Below are 14,372 nucleotides of genomic sequence, written 5' to 3' on the forward strand. Positions count from 1 at the left end.
GCTGAAAACATTTTAATGGCAGTGGGTCAGCAGGTTGATTTATCCTTTCTGGATGAAAAGTATCAGGTACAGTTAAATCAACGCGGTTTAATCGATGTTTCCGAAGAAACACAAATGACCTCACGAGAAGGCGTTTTTGCTGGCGGGGATGCGACAACGGGTCCGGCGACTGTTATTAAAGGGATTGCCAACGGACATAAAGCAGCCAATGGGATGAATAAGTATCTTGGTGTTGTGGAAGCACATATCTGTCGCAGCATGATCTCCGAAGACGGAGGATTTATCACCTTTGATCCGGAAGGGTTAAAAGTAAAAACAGCTGCCAAATTAAAAGAAATTCCAGCGGATGAGCGCAGTATTGACAAAGAAGATGCCTTAAGTCTGGCTGTCGAAGAGGCTAAAAAAGAAGCCAGTCGTTGTATGAATTGCGGCTGTTATGCAGTGAATCCATCTGATGTTTCACCAACCTTGATTGCTTTGGATGCCAATATCGTAACGAATTTACGAACCGTTAAAGCAGCAGATTTCTGCTGTGGTAAATTAAAGGTCGAGGATGCGCTGTTAAAGGGTGAAATAGTTACCAATATTGAAATCCCAATCGTTGAGGGTGCTACCATGCACTACGATAAATTCCGCTTACGGGATTCCGTGGATTTTGCAATCGTCAGCTTGTCATCGCTTTTCAGCATTGAAAATGGTAAATTGTCCGGTGTAAAACTGGTCATGGGTGGGGTTGCACCCGTGCCAGTGAGAGCCGCTAAAGTGGAAGGCTATTTAATCGGTAAAGAAATAACCGAAGAAGTTGCTGAAAAAGCGGCTGAACTGGCTGTGGAAAATGCGATTATTATGGAAAAGAATGAGTACAAGGTTTTAGAATTAAAAGCGCTGATTAAAAACGCGGTTTTGAGAATGCAATAGGTTGATACAACTCATTAGTGTTAAAAAAAATAATACAATTTGATTTAAAAAGGCCGTCTGTTCTGTATGGTTCAGGCGGCAATTTTTAAATAACCATTGATTCACTTTCCCAGAGAGCTTAAACACCCTGGTTTTACGAAAGGAGTAAAAAATGATTCATCAAAAATATTTTGGTTTAGTTGCAGGTTTCTTTTTTTCATTTATTGTTTCGTTGGTATTGGCCTTTGTTATGACTTTTGCCACAACTGGTGGGATTTCCTTAATGCCGGTTGTGATGACATTTATTGAAGCGTTTGTCATCAGTTATCTGGCAGCATTAATTATTCCGGTTAACAAAATAGGCGGTGGTTTTGCCACACGCTTCAAAGCAGAACCGGAAACCATGAAATTTAATCTCTTATCCAATATACCCATTACCCTGATCCTCGTTTTGATTCTATCTTTTTCGTTAACAGCGATTAATGTTGGCTTTGTGTCGATGTTTTTAATGGCATGGCTCAGCACGATACCGGTTTCGATGGTTGCGGTTTATGTGGTATCAGTTATCATTACACCCATGGTTGGGAAGATGACCAATGCCTGTATAAAAAATTAGGATATTTTTTTAAATTTATAGATTAATAAAAAGCACATAAAATAATAGAGTAAAGTAAACTTTTCCAAATCATAAGAGCCGCCTGCTTTAGGGAGCAGACGGCTTTTATGAATAAAAAATGAAAAGATATTCTGTTTTTTTAAAAGAATGAATTATTATTAGAAATAAGCTGTTAACGAGGAGGTCGTGACTAATGAAAGCAGCCATATTTGGAGCTGGTCAGGGTGGAAATGCTCTGATAAATCTGATCGCAGATGATTATGAACTCGTGGCCTATTTTGATAATAATCCCGGGAAATGGGGATCCGCTATTTCTGGATTAACGGTTCAGTCACCAGATCAACTGCTTGAAATTGAACCCGAGATCATTTGGACCGGAACCCTGAATGAGGATGCGGCACATGAAATTGAAAAACAGATCCGAGGACTGGGCTTTAAGGGGAGTATTGAGCATGCCAAGAATTTAAAAAATAGATATGATATCCGACTGGCTGAACTCCGATTAATCGCTGAAACCATAAAGGATAGAAAGATTGAAGGAGCCATTGCCGAATTGGGAGTTTATCAGGGTAAATTTGCCCGGGAACTCAATCGTAATTTTCCGGATCGAAAGCTTTACCTCTTTGATACCTTTGAGGGCTTTCAGCCAGAAGATATTGCCGTTGAAAAAGGTCTATCTAAAGGGGTGACAGGGGATTTTTCGGATACCAGTGTGGAATTCATCCGGGCGGCGTTGCCCTACCCGAATCAAGTGGTGATCTTAAAAGGGCGATTTCCCGAGACCATTCCCAAAGAAGATCTTAAGTATGCGCTGGTGAGTCTGGATGCCGATCTGTATGAACCGACACGGCAGGGGTTAGCCTATTTTTACCCTCGGCTCAGTTCGGGAGGGATGCTGTTAATCCATGATTATAACAGCCGGCAGTTTTCTGGGGTGAAAAAAGCTGTTGATGACTATTGTAAAAAGCAAAATATATTTTTGTTTCCGATCTGTGATTTTCACGGGACGGCTATTTTAATGAAACCATAAAAATAGTAAGGATGAATATCATTTCGTTAGCGTAGAGAAGAATAGATAAAAAACAGATAGAAGCGGTTTTGCAAATAAAAATATTTATATAAATATGGAGAAAGTTATGAGATTAATTGAAACAACAAAGGCAGTAGGGCATGTTCTCTGTCAGGATATTACTCAGATCATCAAAGGGGTGACCAAAGATGCGGTGTTTAAAAAAGGCCATATAGTAAGAGCAGAAGATATATCCGTCTTGCTGTCCGTGGGAAAAGAAAATCTTTACGTCTGGGAAAAAGAAGAAGGGATGCTTCATGAAAACGAAGCGGCTGAGATTTTGTATGACCTTTGTAAAGGCGAAAACATGAGGCCCTCAGAAATAAAAGAAGGAAAAATTGAACTCATCGCCACTTGTGATGGGGTGCTTAAAATAGATTCAGACAAAATGAACCGAGTTAATGCTTTGGGCGAGATGATGATTGCCAGCAGGCACGGAAATTTTCCAGTTAAAGCGGGGGATTTGCTGGCGGGGACCAGGGTGATTCCTCTGGTCATTGAAGAACACAAAATGAACCGAGCCAAAGAAGTATGTGGAGACGAATCGATTTTTCAGATCAGACAATATGTGCATAAAAAGGTGGGGATTGTTACCACCGGCAGTGAAGTCTTTCACGGTCGGATTGAAGATACTTTTACCCCAGTGATTAAAGAGAAGTTGGCCGAATTTGACTCGGAAATTATTGGACATCTTATTTCAAATGATAATCATGAGATGATTACCCAGTCGATTATGACCCTTCTGGAACAGGGCGCTGATATGATCATCTGTACCGGGGGAATGAGTGTCGATCCAGATGACCGAACCCCGTTAGCCATTAAAAATACCGGAGCAAAAATGATCACTTATGGTGCACCAGTACTTCCTGGAGCAATGTTTTTACTGGCTTATTACAACGGTAACATTCCCATCGTGGGTCTTCCCGGATGTGTGATGTATGCTAAACGAACCATCTTTGATCTGATACTGCCCCGGATCATGACCGACGAGCGATTGCGATTCGGAGATTTTACCACCTTGGGTCAAGGTGGACTCTGTCTTTCCTGTGATGTGTGTACCTTTCCAAATTGTGGATTTGGAAAAGGTGTCTAGGTGTATTCGGTATAATGATGAATGAAAAGGAGGTTAGAAATTGAAAAGTCTTTATGAGCAAATCGGTGCTATTGATACAAATGATAAGAGTATTGTAGCAACGGTGGTGGAAGGTCATTATCTTGGAGAAAAAGCGCTCTTTTCCAAAGGTGAAATTGTATTTCAGTCAGATTCAATGGAATTTCTTCATATTCACACTAAAATCATTTTAAAAACCACTCGAACTGGAACCATCACCATTGAAGGTAATCAGATATTCTGCGAAATCCTTGGTGCTGAAAAAAAGCTAGTGATTTGTGGTGGAGGACATATTTCTATTCCTATTATAAAAATTGGTCGAATGGCCGATTTTTCGGTAACGGTGATTGAAGATCGATTTTCATTTGCCAACAATGCCACATTGGCAGGGGCAAACCAGGTAATCTGTGAACCCTTTGAACAGGGACTTAAAAAGATAAATGGGGACAAGCATACTTTTTTTATTATTGTGACCAGAGGTCATCGATTTGATCAGCTTTGTCTGGAAACCATCATCCCTAAAGAAAATGCTTATATTGGGATGATTGGGAGTAAAATTCGGATAAATAAAGTGAAGGATCAACTGATAGAAAATGGTATCGATCCCCAAAAATTGGAAAAAGTTTATACCCCCATTGGTCTAAAAATAAATGCCGAAACTCCGGTGGAAATTGCCATTTCAATCATGTCGGAAATCATCCAGGTAAAAAACAAAAAAGTCCAGAGTTGTGGTTATTCCAAAGCATTGCTTAAGGCTATAAAGGGGGAGGAGGGACACCAAGAAAAAAAAATACTGGCAACAATTATTAGCAGAAAAGGGTCGGCTCCACGGGAAGTAGGAACAAAAATGCTGATTTTTCTTGAAAAAACAATTGAAACCCTTGGAGGAGGGTGTTTAGAAGCGGAGATTAAAATGAAGGCTTTTAGTATGCTGATTGACAATCAACCAAAAGCAGCGTTGCACTTAGTTGATATGACTGGGTGGCAGGCTGAAGAGGATGGTATGGTCTGTGGGGGCATCATTGAGGTGTTTCTGGAAATGATTGAAGGAGCATCTAATTAATCTGCTCGAACTAATCATTCAATCGACGATTTAAGTAGTTTAATAACTAAAAGGAGAACGATGAAAAGACATAAGAGTTTTTTATTTTCGATAATATTGTCAATGGGAATACCTGTTATTGGAATATTTCTTGTCATGTACCTGTTGTTTATGATCAATGCCGGTTCAGATTATGAGTATTTATTCAGTAATCAGAAAAACTTGTTTATCATTAGCGGATTAGGGTTGATTGGAATTATTTTGACAATAACAGTTGTATCTAAAAAAATTGCAAAAAAAATAACAATTATTCAAGAAATGACTAAAGCTTTGTTAATTAGAAATTTTAACGAAACAGCCAGTTCAAAAACCAATGCGTCAAAAAGTCAACTGGATGAAATTATCGAAATATGTGAAGCAATTAATGAAAGAATCAATATAAGTACCAATGAAGCGAAACAATTGAGTGCTGGTGAATTTTCCATTGGGCAACCAGAAAAAGGTCAACAGGATTCACTGGATGGTTATTTAGCATCCATTAGGCATTCATTTTCAATTCTCTCAACAGAAATAGATGGGATATCTGAACAGATTAAAGTTGGAAACTATTCAAAACGTGGTTTAGATGTGCAGCTGAGTAATGACTTTAGTAAAATTATCCACGCTGTTAATCGAATCGTAGATACTTTGGGAGAGCGAATAGAATTCTATCAGGTTTTACTTGATACACTGCCATTTGCAGTTCATGCTATGGATCATGATATGAACTGGACATATATGAACAAAGAGCTTGAAAATGCATTGCAACAGAGAAGTATAATAGAAAATAGAGAATCAGCATTGGGAATGCCGTGCTTTAATGCTCAAAATCCCCTTTGTCAAACGAGTGATTGTGGTGTTAGACGTTTAGTCGATCAGGGCAGAAATGACAGTAGTTTTAATCTGGGCGGGATGTACGTCAAACTTGATACAGCGGTACTTGTAAATAAAACCGGTAAAGAAATTGGTTTTGTTGAAGTCAATACCGATGTAACATCTTATGCCAGTATTAATGCCTATACAAAAGAAGAAGTTCAGAGATTTGGGAAAAACTTATTACGTTTGGCAGACGGTGATTTGAATTTTGATCTGAACATCGAAAAAGCTGGAAAACACACCGAGGAAATTAGCAAGCAATTTATGGAAATAGGAAAAAGTTTAACAATTGTAAAAGATTCGATTGGAAACCTGATTGATGATGCCACCATGATGACGGAAGCGGCCATTGATGGAAAGCTGGAAGCTCGAGCTGACGAAACTCGTTTTAACGGTGCCTGGAAAGATCTGATTAAGGGGATGAACCAGATTCTTGAGGAAATTGAAAAACCATTTCTGGAAGTCGGCGAGACAATCGATCACATGGCTCATGGAAATCTGAAAGTTGAAGTAACCGGAACATACAGAGGAGGGTTTGATCAATTAAAACAGCTGGTCAATGGGATGGTCAGCCAATTGAATGTCATCATTGGAGATATAGCCTATCGAATTGGAGAGATGGCCAAGGGGAACCTAAATATCGAAAATGCTCAGGAATACCAAGGCGATTTTATCAATATTTCAAATGCCTTAAACGGCATCATTGGATCCCTTAATCCGGTTATGCAGGATATTTATAATTCTGCTGAGCAGGTCAGTTCCGGAGCCGGTCAGGTTTCAGACGGCAGTCAGGCTTTAGCACAAGGCTCCACTGAACAGGCTAGTGCTATCCAGGAACTTACCGCATCCATTACAGAAATTGCTGATCAGACGAAAAATAATGCAGTGGATGCCAATCAGGCCCGGGAACTTACATCAGTAGTGATGGACAACGCAAAAAAAGGCAATGCTCAGATGAATGTTATGCAACAGTCTATGGTGGATATTAACACTTCATCTCAGGATATCTCAAAGATCATTAAAGTTATTGATGATATTGCGTTTCAAACCAATATTCTGGCTCTTAATGCAGCAGTTGAAGCAGCCAGAGCCGGCCAGCACGGCAAGGGCTTTGCTGTTGTCGCCGAGGAAGTGCGAAGCTTGGCGGCACGCAGTTCGGATGCTGTCAAAGTAACTACGACGCTCATCGAAGGGTCCATTAACAAGGTGAAAGTAGGAACAAAAATTGCCGATGAAACCGCTGTAGCCCTTACGGACATTGTTGCTGGGATTGAGAAAGTCACCGATTTGGTGAGTAACATTGCAGTCGCATCCAATGAACAGGCAACCGGAATTGCACAGATTAACACTGGCATAGAACAGGTAGCCCAGGTCGTTACGCAGAATTCGGCAACAGCTGAAGAAAGCGCTGCCGCCAGTGAGGAGATGTCAAGTCAGGCGGAACTGTTAAAGGAAAGAATCAATCAGTTCCAATTAAGGAAATAGAGATTTGTTAAAAAGTGGTAGACATGCTTTTAACAGTGTGCCTACCTGATATTTAAAAAAAACGTGTAACAAGTTTGGAATTTGAATTTAAGTCTGCACCGGTTGTGGTACCATGCAAGAAAAAGCGAAAATACAGTTCATATAAAGTTGAGATGAGCCCTGCTGTAAAAAACGTAATTGCTCGCGACTTCCATGCTGCATCTCCAAACACAAAATGGCTCACTGATCTCACTGAATTTCATATACCAGCTGGCAAGGTTTATCTCTCACCGATTATCGATGTGTTTATTAATGAACTTGATCTTTATTTAAGATGGTATAATGAAAAAAGAATCAAGCTATCCCTTGGAGGAATGAGTCCCATCACATATAGACGAGGTATTGGTTTAGCGGCATGAATAAGTCCAGAAAAATGTCCGCACCCCCCTCCTTCGAAAAATAATTTCTTATTTGATTCCTTGATTAAAAAATTTCCGAAAACAAATGGCATACTTCAAAAATACCAGCTGAAATAATGATTGTGATAGGAATTGTTGTTACCCAGGCAAATAACATTCTCTGTCCGGTACGCCATTTTACTCCTTTAAAACGGGTGGCGGCACCAACACCCATGATGGAAGATGAAACAACATGAGTAGTACTGACAGGTAGACCAAGATGAGTCGCTGCCTGAATAATCAGTACCGATGATAAATCTGCAGCTACACCACTTATAGGCTTTAATTTCATTATTTGTGTGCCAACGGTTTTAATAATTCTCCATCCGCCAACAGAAGTACCTAAAGCCATGGAAAGAGCACAGCAAAACTGAACCCAATGTGGAATGCTCATGTCACTTTTCAATCCGAAAGCGACTAATGCCATTGTAATAATACCCATTGATTTCTGGGCATCATTCATTCCATGTGAAAAAGCTTGAAGTGCCGCCGTGAATATTTGAATTTTACGAAAGCCTTTATTGGCTTTTCCTGCAGGTAAACTATGAAAAAGTAATTTGAATACAGAAAACATTAAAAATCCAACAATTAAAGCAATCACTGGAGAACTAATTAATGATTCTATGATTTTTCCAAAGCCGCGCCACTGAATTGCATGAATTCCTGCATCGGCGAGCCCAGCACCCGCCATTGAGCCAATTAAAGCATGAGAAGAACTACTTGGAATGCCAAAATACCAGGTGATTAAATTCCATGTAATTGCAGAGATCAATGCGGCAACAATAACGAGCATGCCATTTTCGAGCGTATTGATATCGATGATATCTTTCGCGATTGTTTGAGCAACAGTGCTTGATACTACGGCTCCCAGAAAGTTCATAATGGCAGAAATAAAAATTGCCTTTTTTAAGGTTAAAGCTCTTGTCGAAACTGCTGTAGCGATGCAATTTGCCGTATCATGAAAGCCATTAATAAAGTCAAATCCAAAGGCTAAAACAATTATCAGGATCAATATTATCATTATGTGCCTCTTACAAGTTCTTCATGACAATAATGTCCAGAGTTTTTGCAGCATTCTCGGTAGCGTCAATGATGCCTTCTAACATTTCATAGGTATCTTTTAATATGATTATTTTTATTGGGTCAGTATAATTAGAAAAAAGATCATGAATTGCTTTTCGAACATTATTATCCGAATATTCTTCGTTTGATTTGACTTTTACCAAATGGTCTCTGATTACTTTCAATTTTTTATCAACCAATGCATTTACTGCGAGGGATAATTCCTTAGTTGCAATTCCAATACAGTTTTTGAATTCGGTGATGTATTTATCTTCCATAGTAAAATTGGACATTTCAAAGTAAGAAGCCATTTCCTCCATCTGATCTACGATATCATCCAATTTTTCAGAAAGAACAATGATATCTTCCTGATCAATAGGAGTAATAAATGATGCGTACAAGGAAACTAATATTTCATGTAAAACATCATCACATTTTGATTCATATCCTTTGATTCTTTCCGCAATTTTAATTGCTTCATCTCTGGTTGAAATTTCAGATTTGCTAAAAACCTCACCGCATTCTTCCATTAATAATGTCATTTGTCTTAATAATTCCATTGTTTTATTTGTTTTTTTCAACTGTCTATCCTCCTTAGTATATTACGTTTATATTTTTGCTTTTTATTATATTCGGGCATGATTTACCGTTCGGATATTCTGAGTAGGATTATTTACTGTTTCCTATGAGTCGCTTAATGATTAAGAAACTGTAACTTGTCCGATGTTATAAAAATTTTACCAACTATTTATTATACATTTACATTTAAAATTTTACCACCTAGAATTACGTTAGAAATTAAAAAATATAGAGAATAGACTTTAATAAAGAGAATCAATATAATGTTCGCAAATAGTTGGATACAAATTCCAAAAAATAAGATAAACTAAACAGATCGAAATATGAATTCCCGAATGGGGCTTTTAGAGTAAACCGATATCGTGGACATCAGAATAGTGAAACGGATTCGGGCACCATTATTGATGGCTTCGTTAACGAAGGAGTTGTTAATTCGCGGTCTGAGAGATGAATCATTCTGCCTGTTTTCCTAGTCTCGGTTAAGCTGTGACAGGAGCCCTTAAAATTAATTGCATTTTAATTTATGAATTATTATTTATCCTATGCCGGTTGTGATTTTTCAGTCTTACACTGTGGAAATCAGCTTGTGAAAAACAGACGAAATAATCCATTATTATAAGCTTTGGACGTTATAAATAAAAATAATTTTCAGAAAAAACTGGATTTTACAAATAATTCATGCTATATTTTAATTATAGATATTACTATATTTTAGTTGCGAATAATGTTATAATCCAACCGGCAATTGCAAGGTTGTCATAGCCATGCAATCGATTACCAAATACTAATGATCAAGAGGAGATTTTTCAATGAATCTGAGAGAAAACGTTATGGCAGTGTATCGCGGCGAACAGCCGGATTACTATGGAGATTTGATGGCAGCTGTAGAATTTATACCGGATCCCTTATTTATTCAGGATGCTTTGCTGCCTCAGGACGGCAAGGAATACATGGATTCTTGGGGAACGGTACGGATCTTCCTGCCGGGTGCACCTGGTCCCCATCCTCATATCACCCGGGACAACGTGGTCATCAAGGACATTGAAAAATGGGAGCAGCAATTGGTAGTTCCATCCATTGAGGATCTGGACTGGACACCGGCTCGGGAAGTGGCGGCCCAAATCGACCGGAATGAAAAACTGGCCTGTTTCTTTTACCCCGGCGGTCTCTTTGAGCGTAGTCATTTTCTTCTGGGTATGGAAGTCGCCCTGATGAATTATTTGGAGTATCCAGATGAAATGAAAGCCTTGCTTCGGGTGATTGCTGATCATAAGATGGCTTACATCAGGAAAGTGGCGGAAGAAACCCATCCGGATATCATCTTCTATCACGACGACTGGGGTACCAAACAAAACCTGTTTTTGCCCCCAGGTGTATGGCGGGAGATCATCAAGCCCCTGCAGAAGGAAATCGCCGACACCATCCATGAATGCGGCATGATCTACATGCATCACGCGGACTGCATCCTGGAACCCATTGCAACGGATCTGGTTGAGATCGGCATTGATATCTGGCAGGGCGTCATCGCCCAGAACAATATCGTAAAAATCCAGGAGATCACAAAAGGAAAACTGGCCATGGTGGGTGGCATAGATGGACCGAAGATCGATGTGGAAAATATTACGGAAGAAAAAATTCGGGAAGAAGTGCGCCGAGCTGTCGACACCTACTGTCCCGGCGGACGTTTCTATCCATCCATCCCCAATGGCATCTGCTACCGAGAATGGAACAACGGCATCTTCATGGATGAGTTGTTGAAATACGGTAAGGAATATGCAGAAAAAAAACCGATCGCGAAGACCAGTATCTAATGCCGGTGAGTTTTCATTGTCTGGCCATAATTAAAAATCCTCCCAGATTAAATTTATTTTAACATAAATCTGGGAGGGCTTTAATAGTCGATACAAAATTATTTGCAGCCTCCAACGAAACAAAGAACTGACATTTAAATATAAAAGTAGATAAGCTGAAATTTAGTTCGAAATTTAGACCGGCATAAGAGTGGTTCAAGACCAATCGGGATCAGCTTTTTTCATAAGAAGCAGTTCAGCTTAATTACCGGTCTTTTATTACGATAAAACTCAAATAATCTTCAAAAAACTTTACTTTTTGAATTTAATCATATAAAATTATCAGATAGAGTAAAAGTGATCTCGTAGCTCAGCTGGGAGAGCATTACCTTCACACGGTAGGGGTCGCTGGTTCAAGTCCAGTCGGGATCACCACTTTTAATAAGAAGTAGTCCGGGTTTAACTGCCGGTCTTTTTTTATTTCAAAAAAAAGGTATTACATGGTTGAATAAAGTATCAATTTTAACATTTCGCAGTGTTGAAATTTGATATGAGAAAGATTAGATCATGTTACTTTCTTCAAGTAATCTAAAAAGTTTGGGGTTTAAATTAAAACAATTGGTTAGACTCTTGATTTCATTCATAACTACAGATTTTTGCTTGGGGGAAATGTTGGTCTTAATTGCTCTGATTAAAATGTTTTTAGGGGTGTGTTCAAAATCTACAAATTCAAGCAACTGGGTTTTATAACCAAAATACTCCAACAAATTAGCTCTTATGGCATCAGTCATCAAAGCAGAAACTCTTTCTTTGACGATACCATATCTTTGAAAAATAGCTAACTCTTCACTGGTAAGCTGTTGATTAAGTTCATGCTGGCAGCAAGGTACCGAAATAATCATCTTTGCATTCCAGCAAATTGCATTATAAAGGGCATAATCAGTGGCCACATCACAGGCATGTAAGGAAATGACCATATCAACTGGGAGTGTTGGCTGGTAGCCATTAATATCACCAATAACAAATTTCAAATCATCATAACCATACTTTTTTGCGGCATTATTACATTTCACGATGACATCTTCTTTTAAATCTAATCCGATAATATTAGCCTTTATGTTTTTAAGTACTGTAAGATAATAATAAACAACAAAGGTTAAATAAGATTTACCACATCCAAAATCAATAATGTTAATGCTTTCTAATTCTGACTTTTCGATGATGGTATCAATAATTTCGATAAATTTATTGATCTGTTTGTATTTGTCATACATAGAATGAATCACTTTTCCTTCTTTTGAAAATATCCCCATGTCAACGAGTGGTTGAATAATGATACCCTCTTCTAACAAATATCTTTTTTTTCGATTATGTTCAGTTGATATTTTCAGCGGTTGTGTCAGGGCCTTTTTATTAAACAATATTTTCTCTTTTTTTGAAAATCGAAGGCTGTATTCATAAGTATTACTCCATGCATTCATTTGTTTGAATCCGGTTAAGATTTGCATACAATATTCTGGAATACAGTCAAATTCAACGTTTTCGTGGAATACTTGTTTCTCCGTTCTTTTCTCAATATGATAAAGATTTTCTTTCTTGATTAGAGTGATTTTCTTGTATTTATCCTCGAATTTTCGAGGATTGCTAAAAATAATCTTTTCAATTTCATCTTTAAAAATCATCTCAAAATAAGTTGCTAAATTCTCTGGCATTACGGTTGTCCTCCAAAATTTAAAGTTAATATGGGTATTGCAAATTCTTCAATGTTTTCATTTGTGAAGAGATTCATCCGAAGCAATTAAAAAACGATCCTTGTCAATCGTTTTGAATAAAATCATTATAACATCACTTCCCCAAAAAGAAAGTCCTGAAAACAACGATTTATGGTTGTCTCCAGGACTTTTCTACGATAAACTTATCTTTATTGGTTGGACATGGTTTCAGCAAAAAGAGCGATTCCGCCAACAATCAGATAGATACCGGCGATAATTCCAAAACCCAACAGCATGATAAATGGGTTGAAGATGAGGAAAATTGATAAAATAATATTTATGATTCCGGATGCAGTCAGCCAGCCGGTACCGGTTGAACCCTGCTTTTTCATAAAAGAAGCGGCAGTAATTTGATTCATACCAGTGGTGATGGATAGAAAAGCCAGCATAAAGGCGAACGTACTTGCTCGAGATAATGGGTCGGAAAAAATGAGCAGAACGGCTAAAAGAATAGACATGATGCCAGAGGTAAGGCTCCAACCATTTTTAACCTCACTTTTTGTATAAACGATAATTTGAAATACGCCGTAAATAATAAGACCGGCAATAAATAACCAGACAATTATTTTCGCAAAAATTGCCGGGGATAAAAAGACCAGTACACCAAGGATAAGCATCAAAGCGGCAACAATAAGGCCGAGTGTTTTGTTGGCTTTCCCAACACTACCAAAATCAGGATTCATTTTTTTCTCCTTTTCACAAATTAGAATACGTTCATTTTATAACAAATTGTTGAAATAGGCAAGAAAAAATGCAGTGAAAAGAATCATAATTACAATGACAGTCAAAGAAAATTGATAAAAAATAGAAATGTCAGGAGAAAACAAATGTTAATAATCGGACCCCACCTTTCCATCGCAGGTGGATATAAAAAAGCGGGAAAGGAAGCCATCAGTATTGGTGCTAACACCTTTCAATTTTTTACCCGCAACCCAAGAGGGGGAAAAGCCAAAGCCCTTGATCCAAAAGATGTAGAAAGCCTTGTAGAGATAATGAAAGCGAATGATTTTGGAGAACTTCTTGCACATGCACCTTACACACTTAATATGTGTTCGGCCAAACCAGAAACCCGGGAGTTTGCCAGAATGGCATTTAAAGAAGATTTGCTGAGGCTGGAGGAGCTCCCCTGTCAGCTGTATAATTTTCACCCGGGGAGCCACACCGGTCAGGGCGTTAATACTGGAATCAAAGGGATTGTTGATCTGTTGAATGATGAAATGTGGCCGGATCAGAAAACAACGGTTGTATTGGAAACCATGTCGGGAAAGGGAACCGAGATTGGACGAAATTTTGAGGAATTGAAAGCCATTATTGATGGGACTGAATTAAAAGAAAAAATCGGCGTTTGTCTAGATACCTGCCATGTATATTCTGGCGGTTATGATATTGTTGGAAATCTTGAGTCAGTTTTAGAAGACTTTGACCGAATTATTGGTCTGAACTATCTTAAGTGTGTCCACCTTAATGACAGTAAGATGCTTTTTGGAAGCCACAAAGATCGGCACGAAAAAATCGGGTTAGGAACTTTGGGGGTGGATGCATTCAGAAGAATTGTCACCCATCCTTTGTTGAAAGACCTGCCCTTTTTTCTGGAAAC

The 14,372-nt window shown here is 38.5% G+C and carries 11 protein-coding genes, 1 tRNA gene and 2 pseudogenes; 10 read left to right on the forward strand and 4 right to left on the reverse strand.

The features are described 5' to 3' along the window. The 7 genes and pseudogenes from FZC40_RS16335 to FZC40_RS16365 form a co-directional block, all read left to right on the forward strand. A pseudogene (locus FZC40_RS16335) lies at window positions 1-918 on the forward strand (FAD binding domain-containing protein); the annotation flags it as partial. 151 nt (window positions 919-1,069) lie between these two features. Next, window positions 1,070-1,513 (forward strand): DUF2798 domain-containing protein, encoded by a 444-nt coding sequence (locus FZC40_RS16340; protein WP_148606311.1) that lies wholly within the window; start codon window positions 1,070-1,072, stop codon window positions 1,511-1,513. Window positions 1,514-1,706: 193 nt separating this feature from the next. Next, on the forward strand, window positions 1,707-2,543 hold the full coding sequence (locus FZC40_RS16345; RefSeq protein ID WP_148606313.1) for a TylF/MycF/NovP-related O-methyltransferase: 837 nt from the start codon (window positions 1,707-1,709) through the stop codon (window positions 2,541-2,543). Window positions 2,544-2,649: 106 nt separating this feature from the next. Then, on the forward strand, window positions 2,650-3,675 hold the full coding sequence (locus FZC40_RS16350) for a molybdopterin-binding protein (RefSeq protein ID WP_148606315.1): 1,026 nt from the start codon (window positions 2,650-2,652) through the stop codon (window positions 3,673-3,675). Between the two features lie 40 nt (window positions 3,676-3,715). Further along, window positions 3,716-4,756 carry an XdhC family protein gene (locus FZC40_RS16355; RefSeq protein ID WP_243135854.1) on the forward strand — a complete coding sequence of 347 codons (1,041 nt, stop codon included), beginning with the start codon at window positions 3,716-3,718 and terminating at the stop codon, window positions 4,754-4,756. Window positions 4,757-4,816: 60 nt separating this feature from the next. Then, window positions 4,817-7,135, forward strand: a complete 2,319-nt coding sequence (locus FZC40_RS16360) for a methyl-accepting chemotaxis protein (RefSeq protein WP_148606317.1) — start codon at window positions 4,817-4,819, stop codon at window positions 7,133-7,135. Window positions 7,136-7,254: 119 nt separating this feature from the next. Further along, a pseudogene (locus tag FZC40_RS16365) lies at window positions 7,255-7,533 on the forward strand (IS3 family transposase); the annotation flags it as partial. 64 nt (window positions 7,534-7,597) lie between these two features. Here FZC40_RS16365 and FZC40_RS16370 read toward each other — a convergent pair. Both FZC40_RS16370 and FZC40_RS16375 read right to left on the reverse strand, forming a co-directional pair. Next, window positions 7,598-8,593 (reverse strand): inorganic phosphate transporter, encoded by a 996-nt coding sequence (locus FZC40_RS16370; protein ID WP_148606322.1) that lies wholly within the window; start codon window positions 8,591-8,593, stop codon window positions 7,598-7,600. 10 nt (window positions 8,594-8,603) lie between these two features. Further along, window positions 8,604-9,215: a DUF47 domain-containing protein gene (locus tag FZC40_RS16375; protein ID WP_148606324.1), complete on the reverse strand. Its 612-nt coding sequence runs from the start codon at window positions 9,213-9,215 to the stop codon at window positions 8,604-8,606. Window positions 9,216-10,022: 807 nt separating this feature from the next. On the opposite strand from FZC40_RS16375, the gene FZC40_RS16380 reads away from it, so the two are divergent. Beyond that, entirely contained in the window at window positions 10,023-11,024 is a 1,002-nt protein-coding gene (locus FZC40_RS16380; RefSeq protein WP_148606326.1) for a uroporphyrinogen decarboxylase family protein, read from the forward strand. Between the two features lie 338 nt (window positions 11,025-11,362). Next, window positions 11,363-11,438: transfer RNA gene (locus tag FZC40_RS16385), tRNA-Val, on the forward strand. Between the two features lie 125 nt (window positions 11,439-11,563). On the opposite strand, the gene FZC40_RS16390 is transcribed toward FZC40_RS16385, so the two are convergent. Together FZC40_RS16390 and FZC40_RS16395 are read right to left on the reverse strand one after the other, a co-directional pair. Then, window positions 11,564-12,685: a class I SAM-dependent methyltransferase gene (locus FZC40_RS16390; RefSeq protein WP_243135855.1), complete on the reverse strand. Its 1,122-nt coding sequence runs from the start codon at window positions 12,683-12,685 to the stop codon at window positions 11,564-11,566. Between the two features lie 239 nt (window positions 12,686-12,924). Continuing rightward, the gene (locus tag FZC40_RS16395; protein ID WP_148606330.1) at window positions 12,925-13,458 is read right to left on the reverse strand and encodes an HdeD family acid-resistance protein; all 534 of its coding nucleotides are present in this window, start codon (window positions 13,456-13,458) and stop codon (window positions 12,925-12,927) included. 144 nt (window positions 13,459-13,602) lie between these two features. Between FZC40_RS16395 and FZC40_RS16400 the strand changes: the two genes are divergently transcribed. Then, the coding region (locus FZC40_RS16400) for a deoxyribonuclease IV (RefSeq protein WP_148606332.1) at window positions 13,603-14,372 on the forward strand (770 nt) is incomplete at its 3' end.

The sequence above is a fragment of the Acetobacterium tundrae genome, from assembly GCF_008086615.1.
In the GTDB taxonomy this organism is placed as follows: Bacteria; Bacillota; Clostridia; order Eubacteriales; family Eubacteriaceae; genus Acetobacterium; species Acetobacterium tundrae.

Excerpts from the sequence above, each read along its gene's own strand:
- FZC40_RS16340 (WP_148606311.1), top strand. The coding sequence starts at position 1,070 with ATGATTCATCAAAAATATTTTGGTTTAGTTGCAGGTTTCTTTTTTTCA.
- FZC40_RS16345 (WP_148606313.1), top strand. The coding sequence starts at position 1,707 with ATGAAAGCAGCCATATTTGGAGCTGGTCAGGGTGGAAATGCTCTGATA.
- FZC40_RS16350 (WP_148606315.1), top strand. The coding sequence starts at position 2,650 with ATGAGATTAATTGAAACAACAAAGGCAGTAGGGCATGTTCTCTGTCAG.
- FZC40_RS16360 (WP_148606317.1), top strand. The coding sequence starts at position 4,817 with ATGAAAAGACATAAGAGTTTTTTATTTTCGATAATATTGTCAATGGGA.
- FZC40_RS16370 (WP_148606322.1), bottom strand. The coding sequence starts at position 8,593 with ATGATAATATTGATCCTGATAATTGTTTTAGCCTTTGGATTTGACTTT.
- FZC40_RS16380 (WP_148606326.1), top strand. The coding sequence starts at position 10,023 with ATGAATCTGAGAGAAAACGTTATGGCAGTGTATCGCGGCGAACAGCCG.
- FZC40_RS16390 (WP_243135855.1), bottom strand. The coding sequence starts at position 12,685 with ATGATTTTTAAAGATGAAATTGAAAAGATTATTTTTAGCAATCCTCGA.
- FZC40_RS16395 (WP_148606330.1), bottom strand. The coding sequence starts at position 13,458 with ATGAATCCTGATTTTGGTAGTGTTGGGAAAGCCAACAAAACACTCGGC.